This window comes from Variovorax sp. MPBD4-3 (genome assembly GCF_058809745.1).
On sequence record NZ_JBXASW010000044.1, the window covers coordinates 48184 to 54463 of the forward strand.

At 68.1% G+C, this 6280-nt stretch carries 7 protein-coding genes; 6 read left to right on the forward strand and 1 reads right to left on the reverse strand.

All coding sequences use genetic code 11. From position 1 onward, the window contains the following. The first annotated feature begins 9 nt into the window (after nt 1-9). The 4 genes from AC1RVW_RS22310 (at nt 10) to AC1RVW_RS22325 (ending at nt 3488) form a co-directional block, all read left to right on the forward strand. Nucleotides 10-930: a ParA family protein gene (locus AC1RVW_RS22310; protein WP_081269733.1), complete on the forward strand. Its 921-nt coding sequence runs from the start codon at nt 10-12 to the stop codon at nt 928-930. 16 nt (nt 931-946) lie between these two features. Further along, on the forward strand, nt 947-1495 hold the full coding sequence (locus AC1RVW_RS22315) for an RBBP9/YdeN family alpha/beta hydrolase (protein WP_081269732.1): 549 nt from the start codon (nt 947-949) through the stop codon (nt 1493-1495). Beyond that, entirely contained in the window at nt 1495-2454 is a 960-nt protein-coding gene (locus tag AC1RVW_RS22320) for a ParB/RepB/Spo0J family partition protein (RefSeq protein ID WP_285413789.1), read from the forward strand. Before AC1RVW_RS22315 ends, AC1RVW_RS22320 begins: the two co-directional genes overlap by 1 nt. Before the next feature lie 125 nt (nt 2455-2579). Then, the gene (locus AC1RVW_RS22325) at nt 2580-3488 is read left to right on the forward strand and encodes a CsgG/HfaB family protein (RefSeq protein ID WP_081269730.1); all 909 of its coding nucleotides are present in this window, start codon (nt 2580-2582) and stop codon (nt 3486-3488) included. Between the two features lie 101 nt (nt 3489-3589). Here the strand turns inward: AC1RVW_RS22325 and AC1RVW_RS22330 are convergent, their stop codons facing one another. Then, a complete protein-coding gene (locus tag AC1RVW_RS22330; RefSeq protein ID WP_493202569.1) occupies nt 3590-5014 on the reverse strand; it encodes an FAD-binding oxidoreductase in 1425 nt (474 codons plus the stop codon). 192 nt (nt 5015-5206) lie between these two features. On the opposite strand from AC1RVW_RS22330, the gene AC1RVW_RS22335 reads away from it, so the two are divergent. Together AC1RVW_RS22335 and AC1RVW_RS22340 are read left to right on the forward strand one after the other, a co-directional pair. After that, nucleotides 5207-5809, forward strand: a complete 603-nt coding sequence (locus AC1RVW_RS22335) for a cob(I)yrinic acid a,c-diamide adenosyltransferase (protein ID WP_081269728.1) — start codon at nt 5207-5209, stop codon at nt 5807-5809. Next, entirely contained in the window at nt 5806-6165 is a 360-nt protein-coding gene (locus tag AC1RVW_RS22340) for a hypothetical protein (RefSeq protein WP_081269727.1), read from the forward strand. The genes AC1RVW_RS22335 and AC1RVW_RS22340 overlap by 4 nt, the downstream gene beginning before the upstream one ends. Nucleotides 6166-6280 lie beyond the last annotated feature (115 nt).

Genomic DNA, 6280 nt, shown 5'->3' on the forward strand with positions numbered 1-6280 from the left:
CGTACAGACATGGCCAAGATTTTCTGCATTGCCAACCAAAAGGGCGGCGTCGGCAAGACCACCACCACCGTCAATCTCGCCGCCGGCCTGGCCAAGGTCGGGCAGCGGGTGCTGATGATCGACCTCGACCCGCAGGGCAATGCCACCATGGGTTCGGGCATCGACAAGCGCCAGCTGGAGCTGACGGTGTACGACGTGCTGCTCGAATCCGCCTCGGTGGCCGAAGCGCGGGTCAAGTCCGACAAGCTGGTGGAGGGCGGTTGCAGCTACGACGTGCTGGGCGCCAACCGCGAACTGGCGGGTGCCGAAGTCGAGATGGTCGCGCTCGACCGCCGCGAAAAGCGCCTGCGTACCGCCTTGGCCGCGGTCGGTGCGGAGTACGACTTCGTGCTGATCGACTGCCCGCCGAGCCTCAGCCTGCTGACGCTGAACGGCCTGTGCGCGGCCCACGGCGTGATCGTGCCGATGCAGTGCGAGTACTTCGCGCTCGAAGGGCTGACCGACCTGGTCAACACCATCAAGCAGGTGCACGCCAACCTCAACAAGAACCTGCAGATCATCGGCCTTCTGCGCGTGATGTTCGATCCGCGCATCACGCTGCAGCAGCAGGTGAGCGAGCAGCTCAAGTCCCACTTCGGCGACAAGGTGTTCGACACGGTCATTCCCCGCAACGTACGGTTGGCCGAGGCGCCGAGCTACGGTCTGCCTGGCGTGGTGTTCGACCCCGCCGCGCGGGGCAGCCAGGCATTCATCGCCTTTGCCCAGGAACTGGTCGAGAAGATGCCGCCGGCCAGCGCGTTCGCCTCGGGCGCGGTGGCGCCGCCGATCGCGCCGGTGGAGCGCATCGCACCGGACCTGCCGATCCCGGCCGACGTGCTGGCGCCGGCCACCGCGCCGGAGTCCGGTTCCACCAGCGAAAACAACGCCTGAGGCAAGGGCACGGCACATGACTGCTGCACCCCGCATCCTGCTGCTGCCCGGATGGCAGAACAGCGGCCCCGGCCATTGGCAGACGCGATGGGAATCCGTCTACGGCGACCATCGTGTCGAGCAGCACGAATGGATGCGTCCGCTGCGGGGTGACTGGTCGATCCGGCTCGAGGAAGAAGTGCTGGCATCGCCCGGCCCCGTGGTCCTGGCCGCGCACAGCCTCGGCTGCATCCTCGTCGCCGCCTGGGCTTCGCACTCGCGCAACACCCACAAGGTGCGCGGCGCGCTGCTGGTGGCGCCCGGCGACCTGGAGCGCGACGACCTGCGCCAGCAGATCCCGGGCTGGGCGCCGATCGTGCGGCAGCCGCTGCCGTTTCCGGCGGTACTGATCGCCGCCAATGACGACCCGTACTGCGAAGCAGCGCGCTCGCGACAACTGGCCAGCGACTGGGGCGCGCGCTTCGTCGACGCCGGCGCGCGCGGCCACCTGAACGCCGAATCCGGCCTGGGCGACTGGCCCGAAGGCCGGGACCTACTGAACGAAATCTCGAAAGAAAAAAACTGATGGCGACCAAGAAACCCAAGGGCCTCGGCCGCGGCCTCGAAGCGCTGCTCGGCCCGACGGCCGCGCCTTCCGCCGACAACGGCGTCGGCAGCAACGGCCAGGAAGAGGGGCGTGCGCCGCAGAATCCGAACACGCTGATGCTCGACCAGATGGTCGCAGGCGTCTACCAGCCGCGCACGCGCATGGACGAGGGCGCGCTGTACGAGCTGGCCGAGAGCATCAAGGTGCAGGGCATCATGCAGCCGATCCTGGTGCGCCGGCTCGACCCCGAATCGGCCGCGGCCAAGAATGCCGAGTACGAAATCATCGCGGGCGAGCGCCGCTTCCGCGCCGCCAGGCTGGCGGGCCTCGACAGCGTGCCGGTGCTGGTGCGCGACGTGCCCAACGAGGCCGCGGCGGCGATGTCCCTCATCGAGAACATCCAGCGCGAAGACCTCAATCCGCTGGAAGAAGCCCAAGGTCTGCAACGTCTTGTTACAGAATTCGGGCTCACGCACGAGCAGGCCGCGCAAGCCGTGGGCCGTTCGCGCAGCGCCGCCAGCAATCTGCTGCGCCTGCTGAACCTGGCCGAGCCCGCGCAGCAGATGCTGATGGCCGGCGACATCGACATGGGCCATGCCCGGGCGCTGCTGTCGCTCGACCGCGGCACGCAGATCACCGCCGCCAACCAGATCGCCGCCAAGAAGATGTCGGTGCGCGAAGCCGAGGCGCTGGTGAAGAAGCTCGCGGCGGAGTTCACGCTCACGCCTTCGCGCCGCAGCAACGACGGCGAGAAATCGCGCGACCTACAGCGCGTGGAAGAAGAACTGGCCGACCTGCTGACCGCCGAAGTCGAGGTGCGCATCAAGAAGCGCAGCAAGCGCGGCGGCCGGATCGAGGAGAGCGGCGAGCTCGCCATCCACTTCGGGTCCATCGAGGCACTCAACGGACTGATCGAGCGCATCCGCCGAACAGCCTAGATTGCGAATCTGGCGTCGGGCATTCGTTTGATTGCATTCGGTTGATTGATTCCTGCAATCCTTTGCGCGTATCCTCGACCGCTGGTTTTTCAACCCCAAATCTCTGACAACCGAGGGAGTTCCCCATGAAGTTCACCAGGTTCCCGCTCGCGGCCGTGGCCGTCGGCGCACTTCTTCTGACCGGCTGCGCAGCCACCGACATGCAGATGGGCAGCCAGTCGGCCAAGACCATGGCCACCGGCAGCGCCGCCGGCGGCGCGACCTCCGGCGAAAGCAGCCAGCTCGAGCGTTGCGAATCGCCGCTGGGCACCGTCTCGCTGATCGAGAACCAGAGCGCGGGCTGGTACACCATCCTCACCGGCGAGTACCGCCTGCCGCCCACCGCCAACCTGCTGCGCCTGCTGGTGCAACAGTCGAACTGCTTCATCGTGGTCGAGCGCGGCGCGGCCGGCATGAACGCCATGACGCGCGAACGCGCGCTGCAGCAGTCGGGCGAAATGCGCGGCGGCAGCAATTTCGGCCGCGGCCAGATGGTGGCCTCCGACTACGGCCTGTCGCCCGAAATCGTGTTCAGCAACAGCGACGCCGGCGGCATCGGTGGCGCGCTTGGCGGCCTCGTGGGTGGCGGCCGTGGCCGCGCGCTCGCGCAGCTCGGCGGCAGCATGCAGACCAAGGAAGCCAGTGCGCTGCTGACGCTCATCGACAACCGCTCCGGCGTGCAGGTCGCAGCTGCGGAAGGCAGCGCCTCCAAGACCGATTTCGGCGCCTTCGGCGCGCTCGCCGGCCGCAGCGCGGGCGGCAACCTCGGCGGCTACACCAACACGGCGCAGGGCAAGGTGATTGCCGCCGCCTTCATGGACGCCTTCAACCAGATGGTCCGCTCGCTGCGCAACTACAAGGCGCAGACGGTGCGCGGCCAGGGCCTCGGCGGCGGTGGCCGCCTGGGCGTGGATGGTGGCGCCGCGCCGTCGCAGACCTATGTGCCGGCCGAGAAGCCGGCGCCCACGCGCCGCCGCAGCAACAGCAGCAACTGATCGCTCGCTCGCTCGCCGCGCGCGATTCGAAAAAAAGCCCGGGGCTCTCGCGAGCCGCCGGGCTTTTTCGTGGAACGCCGCGGACCGGCGCGCGGGCTGTGTCAGAGGCTGAAGATCTTCCCGGGATTCATGATGTTCTTCGGGTCGAGCGCGCGCTTGATGGTGCGCATCATGTCGATCGCGCCCGCGCCCGCTTCGGTGACCAGGAAGTCCATCTTGTGCAGCCCCACGCCGTGCTCGCCGGTGCAGGTGCCTTCCAGCGCCAGCGCGCGGCTCACCAGCGCGTGGTTCAGCTCCTCGGCCTTCACGCGCTCTTCGGGGATGTTCGGGTCGAGCAGGTAGCCGAAGTGGAAGTTGCCGTCGCCGACGTGGCCGACCAGGAAGTAGGGGATGCCGCTGGCGTCGGCCTCGGCCACCGAGTCGAGCAGGCAGTCGGCCAGCCGCGAGATCGGCACGCAGGTGTCGGTCGAGATCACGCGGCAGCCCGGGCGCGACTGCACCGCCGCGAAATAGCTGTTGTGACGCGCGGTCCACAGGCGCGAGCGTTCTTCCGGCGTGCTCGCCCATTCGAAGGCATTGCCGCCGTGGCCGCTGGCCAGCTCCTGCACCGTCTCGGCCTGCTCCTTCACGCCGGCGGGCGAGCCGTGGAACTCCATCAGCAGCATCGGCTCTTCGCGCAGGTTCAGCTTGGCGTAGGCATTCACCATGCGCACGGTGTTGACGTCGATCAGCTCCACGCGAGCGATCGGCACGCCCAGCTGGATGGTCTCGATGGTCGTGCGCACCGCGGCCTCGATGCTCGGGAAGGAGCAGATCGCGGCGGACACCGCCTCGGGCAGCGGATAGATGCGCAGCGTGATCTCGGTGACCACGCCCAGCGTGCCTTCGCTGCCCACCATGAGGCGCGTGAGGTCGTAGCCGGCGGAAGACTTCTTCGCGCGCGTGCCGGTGCGAATGACTTCGCCGGCGGCGGTGACCACTTCGAGCGCCAGCACGTTCTCGCGCATGGTGCCGTAGCGCACCGCGTTCGTGCCGCTGGCGCGCGTGGCCGTCATGCCGCCGATGGAGGCGTCGGCGCCGGGGTCGATGGGGAAGAACAGGCCCGTGCTCTTGATCTCTTCGTTGAGCTGCTTGCGCGTGACGCCCGGCTGCACCGTCACCGTGAGGTCGTCGGCGTTGACCGACAGCACGCGGTTCATGCGCGACACGTCGATGCTGATGCCGCCCTGCACCGCGAGCAGGTGGCCTTCGAGCGAGGAGCCCACGCCGAAGGGAATGACCGGCACGCTGTGCTCGCTGGCCAGCTTCACCGCGTCGGCCACGTCCTGCGTGCTTTCGGCGAACACCACGGCCGAGGGCGGCGGGGCGTCGAACGAAGACTCGTCGCGACCGTGCTGCGTGCGCACCGCCAGCGCCGTGGAACAGTTGGCGCCGAAGCGGGCCTTCAGCCCGTCGATCAGGCTGGCGGGAACGTCGCGCAGATGAAGCTCCGGCATCAGGTGCGAGGTTTGGGTCGGGGCGTTCATCGGGGCGTCTCCTGCGAGGGGTGAGGGGGATCGGTCATTTTACGGAGCGAGCACCATAATGCGCTTCGGAAAAAACATGAACCCCACAACCCTCAGCGCATGCGCACCATGCGCAGCCTCATTCACTACCTCTGCAGGCACGACCGGCAAGATCGACGCATCGAGCGTCGCGTAACAACAGCAGGAGCGCCCATGGGCAACCGACTTTCCCAGATCGCCACCCGCACCGGTGACGACGGCACCACCGGCCTCGGCGACAACACGCGCGTACCCAAGGATCACCTGCGCGTGCACGCGATGGGCGACGTGGACGAACTCAACTCGCACATCGGCGTGCTGCTGTGCGAGCCCATGCCTGAGCCCGTGCGCGAGCTGCTGGTCGATGTGCAGCACCAGCTCTTCAACCTCGGCGGCGAGCTGTCGATGCCGGGTTTCACGTTGCTGAAGGCCGATGCGCTGCTGCAGCTGGACAACGCCCTGGCGGAGCACAACGCCGCGCTGCCGCGGCTGGCTGAATTCATCCTGCCGGCCGGCACCCGTGCGGCTTCGCTCGCGCATGTGTGCCGCACGGTGGCGCGAAGAGCCGAACGCGCGGTGGTGGCGCTGGGCGCCACGGCCGAGCTCAACGATGCGCTGCGCCAGTACCTCAACCGGCTCAGCGACCTGCTCTTCGTGCTCGCGCGCGTGCTCAACCGCATGAACGGCGGCGACGACGTCTACTGGAAGAGCGAGCGCATGGCGCGTGCTGCTGCAGCGCAAGCATCGGAAGACGCAGACAACAAGGAGGCCCCATGAAATTCCCGAACACCGTCAGCGTATCGTTCGCCGTGGCGATGGCCGCCGCGCTCTGGCTGCCTGTCGCCGCGCAGGCCCAGAGCGCCGACAACCCGCCCAAGGCACAGCGCGCCCACACGCTCAAGCAGCCGTCGCGCGGCGGCAAGGTGGTGGGCAGCGTGCAGCGCGGCACCAACGCGGCAGGCCGGGGCATCGACCGTGCAGACGCAGCCACCAGGCGCGGCGTCAACAACGTATCTGAAAAAGCCAGCCGTCCGGTGCGCAATGTGGGCGAGGCTTTTGGACGCAAGCTCTCACCGGGTTCCAGTGGCCGTGCCGCGCCGCCGCCTGTGGGGCCTCAGGGCAGCGCGCCTTGATGCTTTGACTGCTGATCCAGTTCGGGGCGCGATCACGACGGCGGGGTACCTTGCTCCGCGAATGTCCCCCGGCCTGCGGCCTCCTCCTTTATTTCGCTGCGCAAGGCACCCCGCC

Coding starts and splice junctions, on each gene's coding strand:
- AC1RVW_RS22310 (WP_081269733.1), top strand. CDS start 10: ATGGCCAAGATTTTCTGCATTGCCAACCAAAAGGGCGGCGTCGGCAAG.
- AC1RVW_RS22320 (WP_285413789.1), top strand. CDS start 1,495: ATGGCGACCAAGAAACCCAAGGGCCTCGGCCGCGGCCTCGAAGCGCTG.
- AC1RVW_RS22335 (WP_081269728.1), top strand. CDS start 5,207: ATGGGCAACCGACTTTCCCAGATCGCCACCCGCACCGGTGACGACGGC.
- AC1RVW_RS22330 (WP_493202569.1), bottom strand. CDS start 5,014: ATGAACGCCCCGACCCAAACCTCGCACCTGATGCCGGAGCTTCATCTG.
- AC1RVW_RS22340 (WP_081269727.1), top strand. CDS start 5,806: ATGAAATTCCCGAACACCGTCAGCGTATCGTTCGCCGTGGCGATGGCC.
- AC1RVW_RS22325 (WP_081269730.1), top strand. CDS start 2,580: ATGAAGTTCACCAGGTTCCCGCTCGCGGCCGTGGCCGTCGGCGCACTT.
- AC1RVW_RS22315 (WP_081269732.1), top strand. CDS start 947: ATGACTGCTGCACCCCGCATCCTGCTGCTGCCCGGATGGCAGAACAGC.